The organism is Pantoea sp. alder81 (assembly GCF_020179835.1).
In the GTDB taxonomy this organism is placed as follows: domain Bacteria; phylum Pseudomonadota; class Gammaproteobacteria; order Enterobacterales; family Enterobacteriaceae; genus Pantoea.
This window is the reverse complement of sequence record NZ_JAIUDA010000001.1, coordinates 568,187-590,026: the sequence shown is the minus strand read 5'-3', so window position 1 is coordinate 590,026 and position 21,840 is coordinate 568,187. Positions and strand designations below refer to the sequence as shown.

General features: G+C 46.8%; 19 protein-coding genes and 2 pseudogenes. 11 read left to right on the top strand and 10 right to left on the bottom strand.

What is annotated here, in order from left to right; all coding sequences use genetic code 11:
- Positions 1-287 precede the first annotated feature (287 nt).
- Both otsA and otsB read right to left on the bottom strand, forming a co-directional pair.
- Entirely contained in the window at positions 288-1,727 is a 1,440-nt protein-coding gene (gene otsA, locus LBW88_RS02845; protein ID WP_224928994.1) for an alpha,alpha-trehalose-phosphate synthase, read from the bottom strand.
- Complete coding sequence (otsB, locus tag LBW88_RS02840; protein WP_224928996.1) at positions 1,724-2,512, bottom strand: trehalose-phosphatase; 789 nt, start codon at positions 2,510-2,512, stop codon at positions 1,724-1,726. The genes otsA and otsB overlap by 4 nt, the downstream gene beginning before the upstream one ends.
- 539 nt (positions 2,513-3,051) lie before the next feature.
- Between otsB and LBW88_RS02835 the strand changes: the two genes are divergently transcribed.
- The 3 genes from LBW88_RS02835 (at position 3,052) to LBW88_RS02825 (ending at position 5,172) form a co-directional block, all read left to right on the top strand.
- A complete protein-coding gene (locus tag LBW88_RS02835) occupies positions 3,052-3,345 on the top strand; it encodes a hypothetical protein (RefSeq protein WP_234465340.1) in 294 nt (97 codons plus the stop codon).
- A 97-nt stretch (positions 3,346-3,442) separates the two neighbouring features.
- Positions 3,443-3,955 carry a GNAT family N-acetyltransferase gene (locus LBW88_RS02830; protein WP_200571514.1) on the top strand — a complete coding sequence of 171 codons (513 nt, stop codon included), beginning with the start codon at positions 3,443-3,445 and terminating at the stop codon, positions 3,953-3,955.
- Positions 3,956-4,113: 158 nt separating this feature from the next.
- Positions 4,114-5,172 carry a YeiH family putative sulfate export transporter gene (locus LBW88_RS02825; protein ID WP_224928999.1) on the top strand — a complete coding sequence of 353 codons (1,059 nt, stop codon included), beginning with the start codon at positions 4,114-4,116 and terminating at the stop codon, positions 5,170-5,172.
- A gap of 35 nt (positions 5,173-5,207) precedes the next feature.
- Here LBW88_RS02825 and LBW88_RS02820 read toward each other — a convergent pair whose 3' ends face one another.
- The 6 genes and pseudogenes from LBW88_RS02820 to umuD form a co-directional block, all read right to left on the bottom strand.
- The gene (locus LBW88_RS02820; RefSeq protein WP_224929002.1) at positions 5,208-5,516 is read right to left on the bottom strand and encodes a hypothetical protein; all 309 of its coding nucleotides are present in this window, start codon (positions 5,514-5,516) and stop codon (positions 5,208-5,210) included.
- Positions 5,517-5,827: 311 nt separating this feature from the next.
- Positions 5,828-6,088, bottom strand: coding sequence for a hypothetical protein (locus tag LBW88_RS02815; protein WP_224929005.1), 261 nt, complete (start codon positions 6,086-6,088; stop codon positions 5,828-5,830).
- Between the two features lie 258 nt (positions 6,089-6,346).
- Positions 6,347-6,532: pseudogene (locus LBW88_RS02810) on the bottom strand (sigma 54-dependent transcriptional regulator); the annotation flags it as partial.
- Between the two features lie 67 nt (positions 6,533-6,599).
- Positions 6,600-7,196 (bottom strand): DsrE family protein, encoded by a 597-nt coding sequence (locus LBW88_RS02805; RefSeq protein ID WP_224929008.1) that lies wholly within the window; start codon positions 7,194-7,196, stop codon positions 6,600-6,602.
- A gap of 153 nt (positions 7,197-7,349) precedes the next feature.
- The gene (gene umuC / locus LBW88_RS02800) at positions 7,350-8,612 is read right to left on the bottom strand and encodes a translesion error-prone DNA polymerase V subunit UmuC (RefSeq protein ID WP_224929010.1); all 1,263 of its coding nucleotides are present in this window, start codon (positions 8,610-8,612) and stop codon (positions 7,350-7,352) included.
- Complete coding sequence (umuD, locus tag LBW88_RS02795; RefSeq protein ID WP_224929013.1) at positions 8,612-9,034, bottom strand: translesion error-prone DNA polymerase V autoproteolytic subunit; 423 nt, start codon at positions 9,032-9,034, stop codon at positions 8,612-8,614. The genes umuC and umuD overlap by 1 nt, the downstream gene beginning before the upstream one ends.
- A gap of 258 nt (positions 9,035-9,292) precedes the next feature.
- On the opposite strand from umuD, the gene alaE reads away from it, so the two are divergent.
- The 8 genes and pseudogenes from alaE to LBW88_RS02755 form a co-directional block, all read left to right on the top strand.
- A complete protein-coding gene (gene alaE, locus LBW88_RS02790; protein ID WP_224929016.1) occupies positions 9,293-9,730 on the top strand; it encodes an L-alanine exporter AlaE in 438 nt (145 codons plus the stop codon).
- Between the two features lie 201 nt (positions 9,731-9,931).
- Positions 9,932-10,192, top strand: coding sequence for a hypothetical protein (locus tag LBW88_RS02785; protein WP_224929019.1), 261 nt, complete (start codon positions 9,932-9,934; stop codon positions 10,190-10,192).
- A 479-nt stretch (positions 10,193-10,671) separates the two neighbouring features.
- The gene (locus LBW88_RS02780) at positions 10,672-10,956 is read left to right on the top strand and encodes a biofilm development regulator YmgB/AriR family protein (protein ID WP_224929021.1); all 285 of its coding nucleotides are present in this window, start codon (positions 10,672-10,674) and stop codon (positions 10,954-10,956) included.
- Positions 10,957-11,479: 523 nt separating this feature from the next.
- Positions 11,480-11,914, top strand: coding sequence for a bifunctional diaminohydroxyphosphoribosylaminopyrimidine deaminase/5-amino-6-(5-phosphoribosylamino)uracil reductase RibD (locus tag LBW88_RS02775; protein WP_224929024.1), 435 nt, complete (start codon positions 11,480-11,482; stop codon positions 11,912-11,914).
- A 372-nt stretch (positions 11,915-12,286) separates the two neighbouring features.
- Positions 12,287-13,027 (top strand): SDR family oxidoreductase, encoded by a 741-nt coding sequence (locus LBW88_RS02770; RefSeq protein WP_224929026.1) that lies wholly within the window; start codon positions 12,287-12,289, stop codon positions 13,025-13,027.
- Positions 13,028-13,413: 386 nt separating this feature from the next.
- A complete protein-coding gene (locus LBW88_RS02765) occupies positions 13,414-13,695 on the top strand; it encodes a hypothetical protein (protein WP_224929029.1) in 282 nt (93 codons plus the stop codon).
- 99 nt (positions 13,696-13,794) lie between these two features.
- Positions 13,795-14,802 (top strand): hypothetical protein, encoded by a 1,008-nt coding sequence (locus LBW88_RS02760; protein WP_224929031.1) that lies wholly within the window; start codon positions 13,795-13,797, stop codon positions 14,800-14,802.
- 537 nt (positions 14,803-15,339) lie between these two features.
- Positions 15,340-15,544 (top strand): annotated as a pseudogene (locus tag LBW88_RS02755) (IS30 family transposase); the annotation flags it as partial.
- A 129-nt stretch (positions 15,545-15,673) separates the two neighbouring features.
- Here the strand turns inward: LBW88_RS02755 and LBW88_RS02750 are convergent.
- Positions 15,674-17,650, bottom strand: coding sequence for a hypothetical protein (locus LBW88_RS02750; protein ID WP_224929034.1), 1,977 nt, complete (start codon positions 17,648-17,650; stop codon positions 15,674-15,676).
- Positions 17,651-18,064: 414 nt separating this feature from the next.
- Positions 18,065-21,607: a hypothetical protein gene (locus tag LBW88_RS02745; protein WP_224929037.1), complete on the bottom strand. Its 3,543-nt coding sequence runs from the start codon at positions 21,605-21,607 to the stop codon at positions 18,065-18,067.
- Positions 21,608-21,840: the final 233 nt, after the last annotated feature.

Below are 21,840 nucleotides of genomic sequence, written 5' to 3'. Positions count from 1 at the left end.
GAGTGTTTAGCGAACGGCAGTGGATGTAACAGAGCGTTACATTAGGGATGTGAATGAATTGAAGATTTTACGTATTGATTTGAGATAACTATCGGCCTGACCAACCAAACCTTTAGGGCTGACATGAAAAAAAAGCTTTTTCCGGGATCAATTGCACGCTTTTTAACCAAAATGTGCGGTTTTAGCTGCCACGTCAGGCAGTTACCCCATAAGGAAATGAAAACGATTTCGCAGGTTTAGGATGGACAGTGAAAACGGTGCGCAGAGTTGCGCACCGGGAAGCAGAGTTAAGCGAGTTTAGGGAAGGTGGCGACTTTGTTGGCCATACCATGATCGGCGCTACGAGCTGGCAATCCATTCAAATCACGCAGGAAGCTCTCACGCCATTGGGTAATATCTTGCTTGCGCAACACTGCCATCATGTCGTTGTAGCGCGAGATACGCTCTGTGCGTGGCATAGTGAGCGCTCGGTCGAGTGCCGCAGCCACTTCATCACGATCGTAAGGATTCACGATCAGTGCCGATGTCAGCTCGTTCGCCGCCCCGGCAAAGCGTGACAATACCAGCACGCCCGGATCGTCCGGGTCCTGCGCGGCCACATACTCTTTCGCCACCAGGTTCATACCGTCACGCAGTGGCGTGACCAGACCCACATCGGTTAAGCGGAAGATTTTCATTAACAGGCGGCGATCAAAGTGCTGGTTCAGATAGTAGAGCGGTGTCCAGCCGAGCGTGCCGTACTTACCGTTAATGCGCCCCGCTTCCGTCTCTAATTGATGACGAATATCCTGATAGGCCTGCACATCGCCACGCGACGTCGGCGCAATTTGTGAATAACGGATTTTGCCGCGATGGTGCGGGAAATTCTCCAGCAGTGCCTCATAAGCCAGAAAACGTTCCGGCAAGCCTTTGGAATAATCCAGTCGCTCGCTGGCAATGATATTTTGCACATCGCCCAGCTCACGTTTCATCGCCGCCATCTTCGGTGGCAAATGTCCCTCGGCCATCTCTTTAATGCTGTCCGGCTCGATACCAATCGGATACACATCGGTCATAAAGGTATTGCCAAAGGCGCGGTGTTTCTTTTCACCTTTATTCTGCAACTGCGTCAGCTGGCTCAGGCTATCGAGGAAGGCCACGCGATCGGACTCAGTCTGGAAACCCAGCAGGTCATAATCGCACAGCATCTCCAGCAGCGTCTGATGCGGTGGCAGCGCATTGAAGATCTCCGGCGTCGGGAACGGGATATGCAGGAAGAAGCCGATACGATTGTTAACGCCCAGTTTGCGCAACTCGGCCGCAAACGGCAGCAGATGGTAATCATGGATCCACAACACATCGTCAGGTTGCAGCAGCGGCTTCAGGCGCTGGGCCAGCAAGGTGTTGACTCGGCAATAGCCATCCCAGGCTTCGCGCTGATACTGCACTAAATCCAGACGATAGTGGAAGGCCGGCCAGATAACGGTATTAGAGAACTGGCAGTAGTACTGATCGTAATCGTTCTGATTGAGCGGCATTGAGGCATACGTAATGCCATCCTGTTCAACTTGCGAAAGTGACTCATCCTCTTCCTCGCCAGAGAATTCACAGATTTCTCCGTTCCAGCCAAACCACAAGCCTCCGGTGGTGCGTAACGCGTCCAAAATGCCCACCGCAAGACCACCCGCGCTGGCTTTGCCTCCATCCGGAATGGCGATACGGTTAGATACCACGACTAAACGACTCATAACCTTGACTCCTTACCGACGATGTCATGTTCTAGTTGTAATAATAGTTGCGCCAGCCAGTGCCATACCGCCTCAACACTGTCGAGACGGTAGTGCGCATGGCTGGCGCCTTCTCCGACCTTGACTGAAATGCCCTGCATGGCGTTAACGGCGAGAAATCCTTTTTCATCGGTCAGATCGTCGCCCACGAAGACCGGAATCCGGCCTATAAAGGGGGCTTCTTGCATAAATTCACGTACCGCAGCACCTTTATCGATGCCCTGCGGTTTGAGTTCCACCACGCACTTACCCGGCTGTAGCGCCAGCGCAGGAAAGCGCGTTACGGCGTCTTCCGCCAGTTGCATGATGGATTTTTCGTACTCGGGCGCGTTGCGAAAGTGCAGCGCAAACGCCATGCCTTTCACTTCCAGCAGGGTGCCTGGCCACTGGTCGAGCGTCTGCTGCAGTTCGGTTTGAAGCGTTTGCGCAATGTCGCCAGGCAGCGAGTGCCGATGCACGCGCCCACTGGCATCACGACGTTCCGCACCATGCACGCCAGCAGCGGGCGCTTCCAGTGGCGCAACCAGCGCATCCAGTTGCGCAATCGGACGGCCCGATACCAGCGCCAGAGCACCATGACTCAGATTGGAGATTTGTTGCAAATGCTGGCGCACCGATGCGGGGATGGAAACCGACTCGGGTTGCGATTCAATAGTCGCTAGCGTGCCGTCGACATCAAAAAAGAAGGCATAAAGACCGCCGCTGAGTGACGGCAAGGTGCTGTTCTGATTAACCGCAGGGGTCACGTCTCCTCCTGTTCATTAGGCTGTAACAGGATGTTCGAAGTCAGGCTGGGTGTTTTAGTCCGATGTCTGGACTGAGGCGAGGAGGTTGGGCCAAAAACGGGGGACTACAATAGGTAACACTCCACAAACTCACAACTTTATTGCCAACACAGCAACCTGACTGCGAACATCGTCAGCGTTAAGTCTAGACGGAGATCACAGTTTTGCCAGGCACAGCGGGTTTTTGTGTGAGAAAAGTGTCGGTTTCAGGTGTTTGTGACTTCAAAAAATCGCACCCTTTCCTTTTATTACGCTTCGCTTTTTAACGAGGCTGAATTTTGCCTGACCGCCTTTCCCTGATGACACCGCATTTACCAGATTTTCCTCACTTGCATCCGCGCCGCCGATTGGCTTATGGTGCGGTTACCGTGCAATTTAAGGCGGAAAAAAGGCCGATAAAGGCCCATATCTGCGCCAAATGGCGCTTTAAGGCAGGCATTCAGGACGATGAAAATCCGATCAAGTTCACACTTTAGCGATGTCATGGTGGGTAACAGCCGATGATCCCCCAGAGCTACAGTCAGCGCGTTCACTTCTATTACTGCATTTTGGTCGCACTGAAGATCAATGCAAAAACGCGCAAACCCGCTGGCGTACGCGGCAAGAATAATTTTCTGCTGAAATGGCTGCGTAACGCGCAGAACAACACCATTTTCCACCCCGACATCACCAGCGAAATTGAGTGGCTGCGTGGCAAAATTATCAGCTCCGGGCCGGATGCCGATTTAGAGCCGATGCTGCAATACGTTTATGACACCGCCAAGCGCGCCGAAACCCTGCGTTTAGGATCGTGAATACCCCACCTCCCTGTTAAAGTAACCTGCTGAAAAATCAGTGATGGAACGTTCGGCTGCACGAACATCAACAGGGATGGATAACAGGACATCAGATATGAATTTCACCATACGCAAGGCTCAGGCCGAGGACGCGGAACTGCTTCACCAACTGGGACGCATGACCTACAGCGCGCATTTTAAACATATGTGGGTTTCCACCGACGAGATGGATGCGTTTATCGATAAAGAATACGGTCTGACGGTGCTGCAGAGCAGCCTCGCAGCAGAAAATGAGAGCTGGCTGATCGCAGAGACCGACCACCCAGTGGGTTTTGCTAAAGTCACCTGGAATACGCCAGTGCCTGATTCCGGTATGACCGGCGCCATGCTGAATAAGCTCTACCTGAATCCCGATCAAACCGGGAAAAACTTCGGCAAAATCATGTTTCAAAGCATCATCAATGAAGCCCGTGAGAAGCAGGAAGGTTACATGTGGCTGGAAGTGATGGCCGAGAACGTGCGTGCGCGTAAGTTCTGGGAAGCCTTTGGCATGCAGCACATCAAAGATATCCCGTTTGTCACCGCCTCACAGCAAAGCACGCTGCAAATTCTGGGTATGGTGATTTAACCTGATAAGGCGCCGCGAACACTGATTTCACCGCGCCCTTTCCTCCTTTATCCGCTTTCATCCCCGTCCTTACCACTTATTCAGATTTGTTCTAACGATATAATCAGTTTTTCTTTTAAGCCATCCCTCCGCATCATAACGGCAACACAGGAGGCGTTATGGCTGATATCTCTCTACATAAACCATCACACGGCATTGCGCATTTCGCGCCCGGTTTACTGCTCACGGCAGTGATTGCGCTGGCTACCGCATGGCTCGCAAATCTGCCCTCGGTCGCACAGCTTGGGCTGGGCGCCCTGACGCTGGCGATCATCGGCGGGATCATTCTCGGGAATACGCTCTACCCGACGGTACACGGCCAGTGTGATGCGGGCGTGCAGTTCGCCAAACAGAAACTGCTGCGTCTTGGCATCATCCTTTATGGCTTCCGCCTCACCTTCCAGCAGGTGCTGGATGTCGGCGTCAGCGGTGTGGTGATCGATGTGCTGATGCTGACCAGCACCTTTACCCTCGCCTGCTGGCTGGGACGCAAAATCCTGAAGCTGGATCGTGAAACCGCGTGGTTGATTGGTGCAGGCAGCAGTATTTGCGGTGCCGCTGCTGTACTGGCGACTGAACCGGTAATTAAAGCGGAATCCTCTAAAGTGGCGGTGGCCGTCGCTACCGTGGTGATCTTCGGTACGCTGGCGATTTTCCTTTATCCGCTGATTTGGCATAGCGTTTCGCCTTGGCTGCCAGGCCTTAGCCTGAGCGAATTTGGTATTTACACCGGTTCAACCATGCATGAAGTGGCACAGGTGGTGGCGGCCGGACATGCTATCAGCCCGGAAACAGAGAATGCGGCGGTGATTGCCAAAATGCTGCGCGTAATGATGCTGGCTCCGTTCCTGGTGGTGATTGGCGTGATGGTGCGTCGCAGTTCACCCGCCACTGGAGGAGAGAAACAGCGCATTACTTTCCCGTGGTTTGCACTGGCATTTATTCTGGTGGCGCTGTTTAACTCAGCGCATTTAATTCCCGCCCCTGCCATTGCGGTGATTAATCAGCTGGATAACGTGTTACTCGCCATGGCGATGGCAGCACTGGGACTCACCACACATATGAGTCAATTGAAAAGAGCCGGCTTTCGCCCGCTGCTGTTAGGTCTGATGTTGTTTATCTGGCTGATTGTCGGTGGTGGAGCCATTAATCTCGCGGTTCATCATTGGCTTGGATAAATTTTTGCCGCCCACCCGGGCGGCAAAAATCCTTATTACTTGAAGTGTTTTCTTGAGTAGATCGCGGTTTGTCTGCGGCTTTTAATACGAAATTTCGCATGGGAGATCACGGTCATCCACTTTGGATCGACCTTGTTGGTCAAATAGATATTCAACTGATCCAACAGCGCCTCCCAATTCTTCGCCTGCCAGGCTTTATCACTACCAAGACTCTCCTTCATTCGCTGAATAAGGCTATCCACCCTGGCCTTTACATCACTCAGCGTTTCTCCGGCCTGATGTGCTGCTGCTAATTTCCGGATTTCGGTGGCGTAATAATTGATATCGATCTCGTTTTCGCGCACGCGAACCTCTGCTTATTATTGGTCCGTAATATTACAGTAACCTAAGTCTGCGAATTAACATAATCGGCAATACCTCTCGCCGCTTCGCTATTCTTACACACCCGTACTATTTTTCAGCAATGACGCGCAATATTCGTGCGATCGGGCAATTAAAAACGCCGCCTTCAGGCGGCGTTTCACAGGGCTCGGGTCGTAATATAAAATGGGATTTCATTATTTTTTCGAAATCTTAACGCATTTCTTTCAGTTACCCATTAAACAAACAGACCCACGAGTTTTCAGTCAATTGGCGAGCATCCACTGGCTTAGATTCACTCTTTAATCGTGAATTCAAGCTCACTCAGTTTTTGATATTCCTTCGCCAGCTTTTTCAGCTGTACTGAGCGCATTTTATCCGCGCGCGCCAGGGCTTCTTCTTCGGTTAACTGAAACTCTTTTTTCTTAAAGAACTGCTCAAAGTTGTACTCACGATCGCGGCGCTGTACAAACACCTCGCCATCGTTTTTGAGTTCGCCTTCTGCGATGTAAATGCCCCGGGTTAATGCATATTTTGTTATATAAGCTTTTGTCATGCTGTCCTCTCATCTTGCCTCGTCCGTTAATTAAAGCAAAATCGCGACGAGTTTTACAGCACCTTGAAGAAAAAACAGTCTATTGCTGGATTGTATTGCCATTGATTTAATTAACGTTTTAATTAAACCGAACGCAAAGGCGAAGCGAAGAAATTCATCTGGTATGGTGGCAATTAAAAGCGCAGCGTGCCTTTAAGATTCCAGTAATGCAAAGTCATCCCATATGAAATTCCCGCCCAGCGCCTCAAATGATAGCTTTCATTTTTTCTGGATATTTTCCCAACTCAACCCAAAACGCATAAGGTATTTACGTAAGCGATCGGCATCATTTGGCTGTTTTTTATGCTGCCGCGAGACCGCAAATAAATGTCGGCCCGCTTCAGATAATGTTGTGGTGAGTTGGCAGACTTCCAGCACGGTTTCGAGTTGTTTTTGATCGAAGAGTCATTTAGCAGAAGCAGCAATCATGGCGTTGAGGTTCGTGCCGGGGCCAGCAAAGCCACAAACGCGATCACATACTCAGTAAAGCGTACCCCTGATTTTGCAGCGTGGTCATCGTGGTGAGTGCGGAAGGTGTATGGATCACTGAATCTGCAATCCATTGAGGTTCGTAGTGATGCCAGGCAAGCGCCTGATCGCACACCGTGACTTTGACGCCCTGCTGTTCCAGCGCCGATATCAGCGCAAGGTTGGGATTATCCACACCAAATAGCTGTCGAAAGCGGGTGTTTTCCAGCATCGCGGGCGTCGCTTCGCCATTCACCGCCACCACAAATTTTAACTGCTTTGCTGGCACTCCGGCCGCCACATAGGTATTCACCACTTGTGCCACATGCTCCAGCGCCGGATTCACCTGACCGCGTTCTTCCGCGCCACGACTGACTTTGAAGACCACTTTGTTACTCAGCGCACTGCTGGGCTGGAATGCGCTGCTGGCGTCATAATGCACTTTGCCGTAACCGGCGATGGCTGGCGTGGTCCAGTTGATGGTGGGATCGGAAGGAGGAGCACTGTCTTTCGGGGCAAAGAGGGTTTCATTTTGGCTGAGTAAGGCACCTAACACCCCACCCGCTACTGCGACAACTGCGCTAATCACCACTGAACGCATCTCTTTTCCCCCACGACATCGTGAAAAATCGGCCTGCCAAGTATGGCATGGATTGCCACTTTGTCGGCTTATCGTGGAGGTATACGGGCATATTCAGCCATTTCCTAACGCTCGGTGAAAAGTGGCGGCTCATGTTATGCGCTAATCCGCTATTCACTTCGCCACCGGCAGATCCGCATATCGTGTGGTGTACGCCGGTGACAACATCTCGCGCTTCATCGCCCAGGATTTTTGAATTCCTTGCCCGGCGAACCATAGTTTTCCCGCGCCGCTTTGATTAATGCCATCGATCACCCGCATCAGCGTTTCACTATTCGCCCGCGGCTGGATGTCATCAAACAGATTGAGCTGCGCCACGCCCTGACTGAAGAAGTCACCTAACATCACCCCCGCTTTCATATAGCGGCACCCTTCCCGCCAGATGCGATCCAGCGCCTCGGTGGCCACGCGGATAATATCGCGGCTGTCGTTGGTGGGCGTCAGCACTTTAATGATCGCCTGATTGCCGTAAAAGATTTCACCCTCCGCATGCGGGCTGGTGCGAATAAACACGCCGATCTGTCGGCAATACTGTCTCTCGCCACGCAACTTTTCGGCGGCGCGCACGGCATAGTTGCACACCGCTTCACGCATATCGGCGTACTCCGTGATGCGTCCCGCAAAAGAACGTGAGCAGACAATCTGCTGCTTCACTGGCGCAAACTCTTCCAGTTCGAGACAAGGTTCACCGCGCAGCTCGCGCACGGTGCGCTCCAGCACCACATTGAAGTGCTTGCGGATCACCCAGGTGCTTTGCTCCGACAAATCCAATGCGGTGGTGATGCCCATGGCATTCAGCTTCTTGCTGATGCGGCGCCCTACGCCCCACACATCTGCCACATCGACTAAAGCCATTAACTTCTTTTGCCGCTCAAGGTTGGAGAGATCCAGCACGCCGCCGGTTTTGCTCCATTTCTTGGCGGCATGATTGGCCAGCTTGGCCAGGGTTTTGGTGGGCGCGATTCCCACCCCCACCGCCAGATGCGTTTCGCGTTTAATCCGATCCTGAACTTCCCGTCCGAACTCTTCCAGCACGCGGCAATTCCGCACCCCCGTGAGGTTCATAAACGCCTCATCGATGGAGTAGATCTCAACGGCGGGCGCCATCTCTTCCAGTATCGTCATCACGCGCAGGCTCATGTCGGCGTAGAGCGCATAGTTAGAGCTGAAGACATGCACGTTATGGCGACGCAACACATCTTTGATTTTGAAATAGGGGCCGCCCATGCCGATATCCAGCTTCTTGGCCTCGGCCGAACGCGCGATGACACAGCCATCGTTGTTGCTTAACACAATCACCGGCTTGCCTTTGAGATCCGGCCTGAACACCGTCTCGCACGAGGCATAGAATGAGTTCACATCCACCAGCGCAAACATCACCTTCTCAGCGTCTTGATGACATGTTTAACGACACCGAAGACCTCAAACTGATCCGGGTCGGGAATGGGAATGATGGCGTGCGCCGCATTCATCGGTTTGAGGTGCAGATAGGGCTTCAGCATCAGCTGCTTCACCGTGAATTCCCCCGCGATGGCAGCCACCACCACATCACCCTGCTCGGGTTTTACAGCACTATCGACGATCAGCATATCGCCATCGCTGATCCCGCCTTCGATCATCGAGTCACCGCTGACTTTGATGAAGTAAGTGGCGCTGGGGTGCGTGACGCAAAAATCATTGAGGTCAATACGCTGCTCAACGTAATCCTGCGCCGGTGACGGAAAACCACACGGCACACGACTGATAAACAAGGGCAAACTGAGGATGGCGCGGAGTTCCGCCGGTTGATAAAACACCATGATGATGGCCTTCGAAAAAGATACTGTATATAAACACAGTATTACTATATCGGGCAGTTTGATCAAGCCGGTTCCTTCGGGAGGGTGCAAAACGATTGGCAGGAAAGGAGATTTAGTTTTGTTTGGTTTTAACGACGGGATGGGTGTGATGAGGTGGTTTTGGGCTAGGGTGAAATGAGGGTTCGCCGCTGGGTTGAACGACTTTTTCTCACGACTTCATACAGGAATGACATTTTGCCTCAACCTCAAGACCAGAGCATGCGCCGAACAGCCTTTATTGCGGATACCACTGCGCTGATTTTATTTTTCACCACGACGGGCATGATTAATGAACGATGGATCGCCGGCATGGCGTGGGATCAGGTGCTGCATGCCCGTTTGATTGGTGCCGTTTTGATGGTGCCGGTTGCCCGCCCTTACGGTATGTGGCGCGATTGGGTGATGCAGCGTGCGGGATCGGGCCGGGTTTCGAAGCTGCTGTGGGACAGTATCGCGCTGGTGAGTTTTCAGGTGCCGATCTATGCGGCGATCATTGCTTTTAGCGGTGCGTCGGGCAGTGGTTTGCTGCGTGGTACGCTTGGTGCTGCCCTGATGATGCTGTTTTTAGGAAGGCCTTATGGCGCGTTTTTAAATTGGGTGCGGGGAGTGTTTGGTTTGCCGCCTGGTGGGGAAAAACCGATGTCGTTGGATAGCTAAATAATTATCTAGCGGGAGCGAATGAATATTATTCAAAGCTGAAAAATGGAGTGTTAACCTGTTGATGAATAGTTGTTTCCCACACATTAATCATAAAATTCACACCACAACGTTATTAAGACGAGTCGTAATGCAACATTCAGAATAACGTCTAGGGTTAAGTTGAGGTTGTCATTAATTCGATCTGATGGAGGATTTTCAGTGTTATTTCAAGATGACGAGAAAGGCCATATTATCATTGGTGAAGCTGCATTAAGCCTGGCTTTATGTCGAAAGGAAATCAGTGTTGCAAACCTTTTTTCACAGCTTGGTTTGATGTCTAAATCAGAGAGTAATATTGACCGGTTGACTCAAATCGCTAAAGCCAGAAACTGGCTAATGAGTTTTGAGTCACCTTCAGTCGCTGAGGCGCAAATACCTTATTTGCAGACCTTAGTTGGCCTGAACAATGAACTGAATTAACGATATATGATCTGAAGCCAAAGGACGTATCCGGTTCCGGCCGGACAACGACGAAGCGGATGACCTCATCGGTTACACGTGAGTGTACACCGGCCGGAGACACTGTCAGGGACGACACTCTCAAAATGATTTGCCAGAATCTGTCTTTCGCTACTTCACTGACGAAGCAACCGAGTGATCAGGCATAAGTTGGTAACTCACTCCACGTAAAACATTCCCGCATAAAAAAACCGCAAACATGAAGATGCCTTTGAGCATAAATTGGTCTAATGAAATTTATGGACGATGCCAGGGCTGTTTTTGGTGATCATCGCCCTCCCAATTTTGAAAAAATGCGCTAAGTTTATTTCACATGGGGTTTCTACATCACTCGAAATTCCACCCTGTACAAAACCCGCACTCAACCCATTGATTGCGATTGTTATACGTTACAGCCTGACCATAATGACGCCTGAGTAGCGGACATAAGGGATAAAATCATGTATCAGAGCACACAACAGTCAACCAATAGCGCGAAGTCTTTCCTTCACTTAGATGCGATTCGCGACAAAGCAACGACTGAAACCGTTGTGATTGAAGCAGCCGCAGGTGAAATCACCCAACGTGGCATGAGAGTCACTAGCGGCGCCGTTATTTTGCAATTGATCACTGAAGTGCAGAATGCCTCTGATCCAGTACAAATTGATGTGTTACTCAATGCCCTAAAAATCGTGGTCGGGATGACTCCCGGTGAAGAGGAACGCTGGGCATACTTCAACTGGTAAAAGTGTTTATAAAGACTAAACACATCCTAGATCATTGATATTGAAGGTAAAATAACGTCCAGGTTAACAAACTGAACGACGGCGTTTATCGACATTCCTGTTATTTCAATGGGGTATAGAAAGCATTGATGATCAGTGCTGATGCCGCGCGCTCAGGCTATGGCAGTCACAAAGTACCCCATTGAGTTGCCCGCTACTCCTCTTTCACCCATTGCAAAAAATCCGCAATCGCAGCTTCAATAACCTGCTGGCTCAATGTCTCAGCCTCAACGATCATCCTCAACCCATGCCCATAAGCGAACCCCGGCAGAAACTGATAACCACAGCAAATCTTCGGCGGTTGATCCTGCGCGATTTCCCGCTCACGCTTCTCGGTAAATAGAGGATATTCCTGTCATCAATCCTTGTTAATCGACTGGGTTTGGCCATAGCTATTATTTAATATATCTAAATTGTGGACATTAATGCCTGATACCTTAAAAATCATAAACCTATGACTTACATACTGAGGCAGAAAAAGTGTATGAGCAAACAGCTGGAATTCATGTTGCTGGCGCTTGAATACTCCCAACAAGCATTACCATTATGCAGACCAAATCCCCCTGTAGGATGCGTGATTGTCCATGAAGGTAATGTGGTTTCTAAAGGTTTCACACAATCTCCGGGCCACCATCACGCTGAGATAGACGCCATTTCAAAACTCACCTTTCCAATTAGTGAATGTGAAATATTTGTCACACTTGAACCCTGCTCTTTTGAGGGCAGAACCCCCTCCTGTGCTCTAACTCTCGCTGAGCTGAAGCCACAACATATCTATGTTGCTATAGAAGACCCACATCCGGGAAACAGGGGGGAAGGACTCAATATTTTAAAGAATGCAGGTATCAGCTATACGCTAGGTATCGGTAAACACGAAGTAGAGGATTTTCTGTCACCTTATTTGGTGAGGTCATATTAGGCGCCTGCAAATTTCGAAGCTGCTCGCGCCGGAAAGGCAAGGTCTGCTTCACGCTCAGGCTGTGTGCAAACTCTGCCCCAAAACTGAAGTGTGCGCATCTACGCAAAATCTGGAAGTGCCCGACTGGCTGGCTGAGCCAGATTTTACGTATGAGCGCAGTTTTCAGCCCTGCTTTTGGCAGTTTAAGCGACCAAATTAGTTTTCACACAGCCTGCGCTCAAAGCCGACCTGACATCTCGCCAGTTGATCCATTCCGTACCAGAAGCTGTAGTGCAACCAGTAATGCCTTAGTTGCGTAATGAAATAGATGACGAACAGTGTTTTGTTTACGTAAGGTAAATGCTCATTCCTCAGCCAAAAAAAGGACTAAGCATGGGCAGGTTTCAGGGTAAACGTATACTGATCACGGGTGGTACAAGTGGCATGGGGCTGGCAGGCGCGCAGCGCATTATCACTGAAGGTGGTGAGGTAGCTATTACAGGACTGAGTGAAGAAAGACTGGAACGCGCCCGTACTCTGCTGCCTAAAACATCGCTTATTTTGAAAAGTGATTCTGCAAGCGAAGTTGACATCAATACGCTAAAGGAAGCTATTAGCGATTGGGGTTTACTTGATGGATTATGGCTCAATGCTGGCTTCGCGGAGGTCAGCTCTCCAGAATCTGTAACGGCGGATTCTTTTAATCGCATGATGAACGCAAATGTGCGCGGCCCGATGCTACAGCTTGCCGCCCTATCAAAATCACTTAATGCAGGTGCATCCGTTCTGGTTACTTCGTCCTCTTCAACTTACGAAGGTGCGGCTATGACAAGCCTGTATGCAGCGACGAAAGGCGCCGTTATCGCTATGGTCAAAAGCTGGGCATCTGCGCTGGCCGAACGTGGCATTCGCGCCAATACTTTGGTGCCAGGTCCAATTGAAACTAATTTCAGGCACTTTATGCCAGAGGATTCGCGTCAGCAGTTTGAAGATTTCGTGGTAAGCCAGGTTCCTTTAGGTCGCGCAGGCACAGCAGAAGAAGCCGCTGCGGTTGCACTCTTCCTCCTGTCCGATGACGCATCCTATGTTACTGGCAGCCAGTATGCTGTAGACGGCGGGCTGGTACATTACTGATGTATCTAAAAGGAATTATGAAATCTGTCGAGTAGATTCAATAAAGTCTGCTGTTCGCTCACAGTGGATCTCGCCCAGCGGCAGGTCTGCTCCGTGCCAAAAGCAGACATTTGGCTTTGTGGTAATTGAACGATCTTCACTTATTTTATTGCATCAAACTACTGGATAAAATCCCAAGTTTCAGGTTTGAGTAAATTCAAGAACAACATGGGTACTGCCTGTACAAATTTCGTCGCACGTAAATTTAGCAATATCAGAAAAATTTATTGAAATAGGGGTACATGAGAGTTAGTTTGGCATGAGTTGAGTTCAGGAAAGAAGGCGTAAAAGTGTTCAACTTGCGGGCAGAAGCCCTCCTATTAAATTGTTAGGTGTAGGGAGAGTGTGTGCCAAATATAGTTTTCGAAGATCGGGCAGTTGCATTCATTGATGTCTTAGAATTTAAGTCCGTTGTAGAAAGCTTTGACTCGGGAGATAGAACATTTCTTGAAGAATTGTTCGAAACATTGGGGGCGGTCGTTCCGAGATTAGATGGTAAGGTCAGTCCATCCATACGTCGAGATCTAATTCCGAAATATATTTCCATTTCCGACAGTATTATTTTAAATCCGCCATTAACCTCGGAAAAAATGAGTGGCTATCTCAATACCGATATCAAGAGAAACTAGTTCATTGTTTACACCTAACAATTCAATCAAAATCATGCCTGCGGCATCGAATGCATCAAAGCTGAGCCGGTTATGAGGCGTTATACATATTGAGGAAACATGGCAACATCACCTGAGCATCAATTTATTGCAGAAGCAATGGACAGTGTTTTATCAAGATACGCAAGTACCAAGTTGCTTGGAGTTCTTGAAGCTGGAAGGAAGAAATTCGACTACAGCTGTGTGTTAGAAAGAGACTTTCATCGAGTCTTATCTTCACAGATTTTATGGTCGCATACTGAGGGGATTCATAAAGACCTGATGACCTTGCTGCACGAAGAAGAATCGTATCTGAAAGTTTATTTTGCAAAAGATACAACCAAACACCGAATGCGAATCGATGAAGTTATCTCAGAGTATAAGAAAAACTCACAAACCCGTGCACTGCTAAAAGGGTTACGAATAATCTACCTTCCTAGTGAATTTGACGCTGACAAATTATCGGAACAAAAGTTAATGTCAGGTCTTATGTCTCATCTAGTATGCAAAGATTTGCTTTTTGGTACTGTCTTTGGGAGGTTATCTAGTTTTGACATTAGAGTTTTTGCAAATCATGGAGGGCCATTTGGTCTTAAATACGCTGTGCTTGATGAGATTACAGAAAATGGATTAATCCATAACCCAACATTTAAAGAAAGGCTAGGTTACTCAACTACAGGTACAATAAGAGAAGTTACGACAATGTTGTCAGCATTGGGGTTAGTCAAACGACTAGACAACTCAGTTATTTTTCTGCCAACCCTTAAAGGGCGAATGCTCCTGGATTTAGCAAGGAAATTGGTGGTTGATAACAGCTCCAATGAAACAGCGAGCGGTGAGTTTGAAATCATTAAAAGTCTATTGTTCCCAATTGGTTCAAGTGGTCAGTTTAATTACTTAAAAGAGATCAAAGAGTCAGCACTTTACTCAGCCAACAATTTTGGAAGGAAGCTAACTGTAAGCGCCCAGTCGGAAGGCACAAAGTTTTATAAAAAGTTCAATTGGGATGATTGGCGTGAGCAACTTAAAATGATGCCAGAATTAAAAGACAATTTGTTCACTGAACCTGACTTCGACTATGTGTATTAAAAATATGTATAACAAACCGTTCAAGCGGGACTGTTAATATTTTTCTCGGTTTCGCTTCGTTACGCATTCTGGCCATACATGATAAGAAATTAAACAGGGAGTTAGCCACTCATGAACATGGGCATAGCTATAAATGGGAATCTAGAATGAAATTTAGAAATGAAGTATATAATATAATGAACTGGTTAATGACTTAATATTGGATACCTTTTACATCGATAGGCCTAATAGAGGAAAAGTTGCTTCAATTAGGCAATACGCTGAAGTGATCGTCAGGGAAATACTAGACTTACCTGAAAGTGAAAAAGTTGCTATGGGATATAGAGGAGTAATCGAAAAGCTGAAGAAAATAAGTAATAACAATCAGATGCTGATGCTTTCTGTTAACACGATAGGCATTTAACAACTGACTCAGGTCGTCCGCTTCGATCACTTGAGACGTCCAATAGTTGCGCTATTGGGCGCTGTTTTGTCCGCTATTCGCCGAGAATTCAATGGCTCGAGCAACGCTATCCTTAATCAAGGGGAGACGTTGCCATGAAACGAAGAACTCGGATTAACTATACGTCAGAACAGAAGGCGATTATCTGGGACAGATATAAGCAAGGTTATTCCCTGCATGATATCGCCAGATATGTTCGACAGATTTCATTCTTCTATCATGCCCACAATCCACCAGACAGGTGGCTACCGTCCTCCCGTTCGAAAGCGGCATCGATTAGCGCTTACACTTGATTGTAGGCTGAAACCCTTATGTATCTTTAAAAAAATGATGCATAAATAACTATATTTTAAAGGCGATTGGTAGATTTCTACTCTACTAACGATTATATGTTGGCATTAACTTTTTTTGAAAATGCCACTTTAGTTATCAAAACGCTGGAGCCTTTTCTCCGAAGTATTGGTACCAATAATCTTTCCAGCTAGAATGCAAAGCAAATTGCGGATTTCTACCATCTTCGTGAAACTCTAGCCATGGAAGATCCAAAATATTGTCCTTTCTAAGTTCTCTTGACATATTAGTAGTTGCTATCTTCGGTCTATTAACATCAATAACAATATGATCATTTATTATTTTCGTCAACTCTACAGCATGACTTCTTTCGAAACCTCTTGCCTTTCTTAATGCTAATGCGACCATTATTATAGGAATGTAAATAGTTCCATCTATTTTTAATAAGCCAATGTCTTTAGGGATCGAATTTATTATTATACTATCAATAGGTTTTTCTACATTTTTATGTTTCCCATTATTAATAGGAAGTTGCAGGTCCTCACTTGATGTCACTAAATTCAACTTTAGTTGATGAGCATTCTCGAAAGTTAAAATTGAATTTTTTACTGACCTGTAATCCGACTTCGGAATTTCTATGTATTTCAACTCATCATTTTCATCTGATTCAATTATTAAACCTAAAGGGGCGGAACTTGATGACATAAGCTCTACATAACAACCATAATCAAGAGTGTAGAGTGTATATTTTTTCCCTATTGCATTTCGAGCCGAGACACCTTGTTTTAATACGTGAATAACACGCATATCATAAAGATAATCAATCAGTGGGTTATGGTTTTCATTACTTATTAAGAAACCTCTTGTTTTGCGATGCCCAATGACTTCATTTATTATTTTATCAAGTAATACGACAGCTTCAGGTTTGCTATTTAGAGCAGTATGTTTATTCACCTGAAACCATTTTTGCGCAGATTTCCGGACATGTACAATTGAAATTTTATTTTCTAATGCCGACTGTGCAGCAAGTGAAATTATATTTATAGCATCACGTGGAACTCCTTCCACAGCGCGGACATACTCATCAAATGCTGATGGTTGAGTAAAAACATCATTGATAAATAAACCTGCTTCAGCATCACATATTGAATTTTTATCAATCGCCTGGGCATGCTTATGAAGAAGGTTTTTGAAAAAAGTCTTAGCAGCATCGCGATCATTATCAAAAACCATATATTCATCTAAATTAATAACGGAAGATGCGTCAGAACCTAGCTCAATCCCCACTCGAACGCCAGTATCTTGATCATTTAGCAAAAAATTACATCGATGAGCTATTGCGGCTATTTTTACTGTGATACCAGAGATAGGATATAGAATTCTACGTAGAAGCTCTGCAAGATAAGGTTGGAGGTCCATTGGAACCTCAGACCATTCATCAATTAATACCCACAACTCCTTCCCTGGTAATCTTGAAACTATATTACTAAGTAGCTTAGTTATTTCTCCAAAGTGAATTCTTAATGTTTTCTTTCCTGATACTTTTGACCTCTCAGTATTATCTGAAGAAATTTTATCTGAACATGTGAAGTTAGCAGATATTCTTTTATCAGTTACCCCAATGCCTAACGAAGAATTCATGGAACTGTGGTTTGCCGAACCCCTCTCTTCCTCTGAGACACCTTCGATACTTAATGAGGTAGCCTTATCAATAAAATCATTAAGTAATTCTGTTATCTCAGTCGTATTTACAAGATTTTTTTCAAAAATATATTCTAGGATAGTTTCATGGATAGCACATAACGTGTCAGAAAGTAATCTGGTGGCCCTTTCACTTAATGATATATTTGGATCAGAAAAAATTCCTCCGGTAGAACCTATCAACCTCATATCTATAGGAACGCAAATGATTCCATTTTGTTGAATATTATTACAAAGAACAGTTAAAAAATGCGTTTTCCCCGTACCTCTTCTACCAAACATTATCTGATTATCGTTACTGGACAATAAGGTGTATGTTGGTCCAATATCAACGAAGGATCTTATTAGATGATCTGGTTGAAGTTTCTCTGCCCTCTTGGCCAGCCTCATCATAATTGAATTTATATTTCGCATAGCAGCCCATTCTATTTTGTAATTTCAAAAGATTATGAAGAAGAGAAAAATACCATCTAAAAACTGCACCACAAGACTGCTTAATGTCAAAGAGGTAATCATTCAACTGCAACATTATCACCTGGAGTAGATAAATAACAAACAGCCCTGCAATGCAGCATCAAGATTATCATAAATGGGTTCTATTTGCGCAACAAACACGATCTCGATAAGGGCTAAACATTGGGAGTGTCCGTTCCTCGCTCGCCGCGGTTCATTCCGGACAAGCATAGCTGCTCAGTGCCAACAGCAGATGTTGTTTTAATCAGTATTTGCTCATCAATGCAGTTCAGGTGAGTTAACAAATAAAAAAAACTGTAATCTGTGAAAGAAACATGAACTCCCAGCCAGTCTTGAAGCTCTCAGGTGTGCAGATTAATCATCTTCACGGTTTTTTTGCTCACTTATTACTCGCTCAGCTTCCTTGTCATAGCCATCCGCTAAAACTCTTAAGGTAACGGCGAATCGCTGATAGCCTGCGTTTTCTACCTCCTCTGCTTTAGTCCGGAACTGGTCCGCCAGTTCTTTCTCAGGTTTCCCAGTTGGATCGACCCAGTGTGCACCGCGAGAATTGTAGGTTCCTAGTCTGTAGCCTTCACGCATGTTTTCAGCATCTCGATCATTTAAGGCAGAAGCGATGGCTCGGTTTATCCACAAGCCATCGGGATCGGAGGGAGCAGCAATTAAAACTTCGCCAATTTTGCTTAGTGCAACTTCTAAGTGACCTGATTCTGTTGCAATTTTCTTAACCTTCTCAAGCCATTCACTAAAGCTATCTTCGCTAAACGTACCATTTTTTTGGCTTCCCGGAGGGATCTCCCATTTTTCTAGGAGTCGCCATGCATTTCTAGCAATGGCTTTCGATTGCTCAGTGGATTCGATGGCTGAAGGTTCCTCTTTGTCGGAACGGAAAATGAGTCGAATTACTTCGCAGAAAAACTCGGGGTCAGTAGCCATTCTGTTTTCCAGTAACTGGGGCACAGTACCTCTGTGACCATCAAGCAGAGGAATATATGCCCATTCAACGCTAAATAGATCTTCCTGATTTACATCAGATTTAGTTTGAAGAAATTTGATTAAAGTCGTTATGTGGTATGCGTCCATATTGGAACTTGATTCATCAGTTGAAAGAGCCGCCAGCAACGCACGAACACACTGATTATCATCTATGGGTTGCTTGTTCTGATGCATTCTGTATAGACCGTGGATTGCCGCATGGGGTCTGCTATGTTCAATCAGTTTATCAATGGCGCCAGCCAGCTCACCTTCAGTCTGATAGACATTGGCATCGGTGCGGGTCCAGTATTCGCCTTCGAAAGCTTGAAGGTATTGAGAAGCTCGTCCCCATGTCTCCCCAGAGAAAGGTAAATAGGCAAGGAACTGGCCTAACTGCTTAGGGGTCCATTCAGATTTGTCGAGATTGTCGCACCACTCCCAACCCTTGAACCAAAAACGCTTCCAAATAAAGGCGCTAACCAATGCCTTGTGCTTATTTTCTGTTGTGTCTAGGAAATGAGGTAACAGGATAGTTTCAAACACATCATTGCTTAAAGTTCCAAGTACGCTGCCGACCTTGTTCGGTGCAGAAACGCTGTCAGCAAATCGCATGACACCCTCTGCCCCATAAAGCTGAAAAATTTTCGAAATTGCGGATTCGCGCTCCGCTTCGATTTTCTTTTGTTGCTCTTCCCAGTCACCATTTTCATCGTACAGGTCAATGTCCCGGTTTGAAAAAAGGTGCTGGTATAAGTGGAACGGATTGTCGGGAGCCAGCTGCTCTGCAATATTTTCAATGTGGGTTATAAGATCATCAGGCAGCGCCCAATTGGCATCAGAGAATCGCCTGTGTTTATTTGATAACTGATTGAGATGATCCCATAACAAAACACGTTTTTCTTCATGCAGCCTGAGAATTGGTTTAGAGGAGAGAATCTCAAGCAGTTGATCAAAAGCAGGGGCTGGCAGATGATCAAAATGGTCAATCAATAAGGTCAGGCGACCGGTATCTTCTCGGACGATCGCAACGGCAAGCTCCGCGTAAAACGATGTCTGCTGCCAGTACTCCTGATTCGTTACTTCGTTTTGCCAGTCATCGGGGATGGTTCGTCGCCAAGAAGGTTTGTGTGTCCCAAAGGAGCTTTGATGTTGACCCGGTAAAAGCTGAACAAGTAAATTCCAGGCAATATCAGGCCATTCTTTAAAAATGACTTTAACTGCAGCCTGCCGTTTTTCAATTGTTGCGAGAGTTTGTGGCAACCACGGCAATAATATAGTGGAAAGCGAATTGGATGGCCGATTAGACCATTTACCTCCCGGATCGTGGCTGGCGAGTTCTGCAAGCACAGCACAGACCCTCACCAAATGTTGTTCATCCCAGGCTAACCCTTCTAGAGCCCATAGCAATCCAGTCAGATAATTCCCCCCCGTTATTCCATTCCCTTCCTGGGCAAATAGCTCATCAAATGCACAGGGTGTCTGGCGCATTGCCTTCTCAACTGTATCAAGAAATTTTGCGGGTGCGGCTTCAGCTAGAGTGGGTAATATGCCGTTGAGGCTACCCCATAGAACCCAGTCCGCATCTGTTAATATTTCGCGAATCGCCACGTTACTGCAAGCTTCGGCCTTCCCCTGAGAACAGTTGATACAGGATTCTGGTCGGCTTCCCAAGATTGCCATACCTTCAGCTATACCCTGTCGCAGCATCGGTGAATAATGGAGTTCCTTACCATAAATGCTCGCAGCGTAACGCTCTTCAGCAGGTAATTCAAAAACAGGATCTGGCTCTTTGAGTACTGAAATGGTGAGCGACCTGAACAAATCGAGATTCTGATCAAGTATACGGGATCCCAGAATACTCCACAGTTCCATTCGATTAGCGACTTTCCAGACGCCATTTCGGACAGACAAAGGGCTGTCTGGTGAGTGTAATATTTCTCGTGCCTTCCTTAACCATTCGTCATAGCTAATTCCAAGCAGTTGGGTTAGCACGTCTAAGTCATATCCATTTTTTTCATTCCACCTCCCGACCAATAATGCAATGGCTAAACAGGAAGCATCAGGATGGTGGGCCCAGTCGATTTGTACTGTCTGCGGTACCGCCCTTAATTCCTCAGGAATCTCAGCAACAACCCTTTGTTTGAATACTTCTGAAAGATCGTCTGGGATCTTAATGGAGGTGATTGTTCCTGCATCCTGATTCCATGTTTGCACGATATCGACTATCCGCGACCAGACCCATTGAGGATACTGCTGATGAAATTGCGCGATGTGGGAATGCAGCAGAGACAGAACTACACCGAACTCATTACCTAGATCGTAGCCAAGTAAATGGAAGTGGTTCAAAAAATCATAAAGTTCATCATCTGTTAGATCATCACCGTTATTTGCAACCTTCAGATGATACTGGATGACCTCCAGTTTCTCGCTGCTTCTGGCTGGGCTGAACTTGGCTTGTCGGACGTTCCTAAGAAATTCATCCACATTTTTGGTATGCCTGGCTTGATTAAGCAGCCATTGCACATTGTGGGTATCGGTCGAACTTAGCGGGCCGGTTATCAGCGCAATGACATCTTTTTTCCTAGTGAACATTTCAGAATTATTGAAATCATTCCAAGCGGCCTGCATCACTTCCCCAAATATCGCACTACCTTGCGTAATTGATATAGAATGCTTGACTTGCCCAAGAAGCTTCTGCTTTTCTTTACTGGTAGGATTCTCGACAATGACAATGAGATCGTCGGTATCGAAACCATCAATTTTCCCCTGAAGTTTGATTTCTACAATAGGCCAGCAAGGAAGGCATGGCGCATTGCCGCCAGTGAGCATCAGTGCAACAAACGACGCCTGAACATGTGCCTCAAAATGAACACCGCCACCGCCTGTAGAAAAAGGATTGCTCAGATTTTTTTTATTTGCCATGAATAATCACATCCGCATTTTTGATTCAGAATAAATTAGAAATATGCTAACTCAAACTTTATCCCGCTCCCATCGTGAGTGGCGACTGTTTATCTAAACACTCTTGTGGGGTCAGTTCACAGTCCCAAAAATGTCCGCAGATCGCTCACAGCTGACCTCCACCACCAATCCGCCTCAAGTCAGTCGCCGGCTTAGCAACAAAAATACACCCCCAAACATTATGGTAAATCCCG

Coding starts and splice junctions, on each gene's coding strand:
- LBW88_RS02750 (WP_224929034.1), bottom strand. CDS start 17,650: ATGCGAAATATAAATTCAATTATGATGAGGCTGGCCAAGAGGGCAGAG.
- LBW88_RS02835 (WP_234465340.1), top strand. CDS start 3,052: ATGATCCCCCAGAGCTACAGTCAGCGCGTTCACTTCTATTACTGCATT.
- LBW88_RS02805 (WP_224929008.1), bottom strand. CDS start 7,196: ATGCGTTCAGTGGTGATTAGCGCAGTTGTCGCAGTAGCGGGTGGGGTG.
- LBW88_RS02770 (WP_224929026.1), top strand. CDS start 12,287: ATGGGCAGGTTTCAGGGTAAACGTATACTGATCACGGGTGGTACAAGT.
- umuC (WP_224929010.1), bottom strand. CDS start 8,612: ATGTTTGCGCTGGTGGATGTGAACTCATTCTATGCCTCGTGCGAGACG.
- LBW88_RS02825 (WP_224928999.1), top strand. CDS start 4,114: ATGGCTGATATCTCTCTACATAAACCATCACACGGCATTGCGCATTTC.
- LBW88_RS02815 (WP_224929005.1), bottom strand. CDS start 6,088: ATGACAAAAGCTTATATAACAAAATATGCATTAACCCGGGGCATTTAC.
- alaE (WP_224929016.1), top strand. CDS start 9,293: ATGCGCCGAACAGCCTTTATTGCGGATACCACTGCGCTGATTTTATTT.
- LBW88_RS02775 (WP_224929024.1), top strand. CDS start 11,480: ATGAGCAAACAGCTGGAATTCATGTTGCTGGCGCTTGAATACTCCCAA.
- otsA (WP_224928994.1), bottom strand. CDS start 1,727: ATGAGTCGTTTAGTCGTGGTATCTAACCGTATCGCCATTCCGGATGGA.
- LBW88_RS02745 (WP_224929037.1), bottom strand. CDS start 21,607: ATGGCAAATAAAAAAAATCTGAGCAATCCTTTTTCTACAGGCGGTGGC.
- LBW88_RS02830 (WP_200571514.1), top strand. CDS start 3,443: ATGAATTTCACCATACGCAAGGCTCAGGCCGAGGACGCGGAACTGCTT.
- LBW88_RS02760 (WP_224929031.1), top strand. CDS start 13,795: ATGGCAACATCACCTGAGCATCAATTTATTGCAGAAGCAATGGACAGT.
- LBW88_RS02780 (WP_224929021.1), top strand. CDS start 10,672: ATGTATCAGAGCACACAACAGTCAACCAATAGCGCGAAGTCTTTCCTT.
- umuD (WP_224929013.1), bottom strand. CDS start 9,034: ATGGTGTTTTATCAACCGGCGGAACTCCGCGCCATCCTCAGTTTGCCC.